The following is a 1,582-nucleotide window of genomic DNA, read 5'->3' as shown; positions in this document are numbered from 1 at the left end:
GTACCGTTGTTGAGCCTTTGGGGCAGCTAGGTAGTCACGAGACTCCGCGTGGCTATCGGTTAGAGTGCCGATTCAAAGCCTTGTCGCTGCGTGTTGCAAAGGAGTGGTGATGAACCTTATGTGCGAGGCAACAAATGAGTCTGCGGATCTAGACACTTGTCGTTTGATGCAGCGCCTGCGGTCCCAGGTGGCAATCAACCACTTCAAACGGTGCTTTCTTGGTGCGCACCATGTTGCTGGCAAGCCGCAAGCCCGCGCTATGTTCTCTTCGCTGCAGGGGCTCGCACAATCCGTTGCGCCTCTGGAAATCTCCGGGCGCCCTCACTTTGACGCGCTAGGGTGGGTTGGCTTTCGAATATCTACTAGGGGGTGGGAGAGTTGGTTTGGAAAAAATGCTCGTGTTCCCAGACACAACAAAGTGTCAGCACTTGATTCCTGTGCCAGCCAACTTATGCGATCGGCACCATATTCGGACAACGCCGTAGCTGCTCTACCCGATGGTTTCTACCTCGAGGCTGTACATGGTGGGCTCTTGCATGCCATGCTCGCGCCGTCGGAAGCTAGGGATCCAACCATAGATCTTCTCGTGGCGAGAGCACGAGCCTATAGACCACTGTCGTTGCTTCACCTCCACCTCGATGCTCTTGAATTAAGAGGATTTGTCGAGGATTGGGGGACGGTTGGCTGGCAGGAAATAGTATCTATTGCCGCGCATCGCATATTTGGTGAACTGCACGATCGCTGGCGCCCTGGTGATGGAACTGTGTACGCGGAGTTCACGTCAGACCAACAACTCGAGTGGTCGACAGCGTCTGATGAGCGTCGATCGGAGATAGACAACTTTTATCTTCGGTTTGAGCCGGACATCCGCAATCTACTTGAGGGCGGGGGAGCCCATCCAAAGTTTGCATATGCTAGCTCTAGAGCAGATGTTCTTCCTGCTCACATGCACCGATTTCTATTTGCTTTAGGAATGGACGAAAATTTCTGGGTGGGTGATCGACTATTGACCTGGGCTCTTGACCTGGCTACAGCTGGGCTTGCTGCTTATGCACTCGCGTGGACTGATCGTTATCGGCTACTCGGTCCGTGCATAACGGATGAAGGGCTTTTTCTTCGCGCGATTGATGCACTATTTTTTTCTTCTCGAAGAGTCGGAATGGATTTGGGCGTTAAGTGCCCGGATGCCTACTTTGATGAAATAGTAGAGGATCTACAGGTGGCGATGGAGTTGTGCAGTCCCCACTGGCCACGTACGGCCTATAAAGTGTTCAAGCGATGTCGACAGAGCTACTTGATTGAGTTGAGCCAGCTTGGTTTATCTTTAGAGCAGGTTGAAGATATATGCGACTCAATCATCGAAAGACGTCCCTTCGTCTATCGACGTGTTAGGACTGATCACGGCGAATGATTGAATGATCCATTGATTGGCCATACCATTTCAGCCATAAAGTCGGGTGGGCGGACCTTTTAGAAGATCATCATCAGTAATGTGCCGGCCAACACCCATCTTGATATAGATCGATGACAAGTGGTGAAGCTGCCTCAGCAATAGGCTGGTTGCTCTAGTTCGACCTGAACC

The 1,582-nt window shown here is 51.8% G+C and carries 1 protein-coding gene; it reads left to right on the top strand.

The window, feature by feature from the left end; all coding sequences use genetic code 11:
• The first annotated feature begins 619 nt into the window (after window positions 1–619).
• A complete protein-coding gene (locus EPO09_RS21470; RefSeq protein ID WP_290646527.1) occupies window positions 620–1,411 on the top strand; it encodes a hypothetical protein in 792 nt (263 codons plus the stop codon).
• Window positions 1,412–1,582 lie beyond the last annotated feature (171 nt).

This window comes from Aquabacterium sp. (assembly GCF_004297345.1).
Classification (GTDB): Bacteria; Pseudomonadota; Gammaproteobacteria; order Burkholderiales; family Burkholderiaceae_C; genus Aquabacterium.
Note: the sequence above shows the minus strand (reverse complement) of the source record. Positions and strands in the feature narration are given on the sequence as shown.